The sequence below is a fragment of the Marinifilum breve genome, from assembly GCF_003202155.1.
Taxonomy (GTDB): Bacteria; Bacteroidota; Bacteroidia; order Bacteroidales; family Marinifilaceae; genus Marinifilum; species Marinifilum breve.
Map to the genome: position 1 here is coordinate 1 of NZ_QFLI01000107.1, position 521 is coordinate 521.

The 521-nt window shown below is 35.3% G+C and carries 2 protein-coding genes; both read left to right on the plus strand.

The genetic code is table 11. The features are described from left to right. Positions 1 to 237, plus strand: a 237-nt coding sequence (locus tag DF185_RS23870; RefSeq protein WP_207784750.1) for a hypothetical protein, incomplete at its 5' end; no start/stop codon positions are given. After that, the coding region (locus DF185_RS23875; RefSeq protein ID WP_438830239.1) for a hypothetical protein at positions 216 to 521 on the plus strand (306 nt) is incomplete at its 3' end. The genes DF185_RS23870 and DF185_RS23875, both read left to right, overlap by 22 nt.

Sequence of the window (521 nt, forward strand, 5' to 3'; positions counted from 1 at the left end):
TATGATCTGCAAAATCAAAATGCATATATTGAGTCAGGTTTTTATTTCCATAAATTTAAACAAGTCAAAAGATGCTACAACTGTGGGAGCACAAAACACTTAATACAATCATGTAAAAAGTATAACAGTGTTTATCAAAAAGTCAAAAAGGCTAAGAAAGTTAAAAAGATCTGGGTTCCAAAGAAACCTACTAATCCTTCAGGACCCATACTGAAATGGGTACCAAAACTAGCCTAAATTGTTTATGTGTGCAGGGCAAACAGGTGAATCAAATCTGGTACTTGGACAGTGGATGTTCAAGACACATGACTGGATGTAAGGCTCTGCTCACAAGTTACATAGAAAAGAATGGTCCTGCAGTTACGTTTGGAGATAACAAAAGAGGAAGGACAAGAGGATATGGAGTAATTTCTAACAGAAACATATCTTTTGATGATGTTGCTTATGTTGAAGGACTGAAACACAATCTTATAAGCATAAGTCAACTCTGTGACAAAGGATTTCTCGTAGATTTCAAGGAA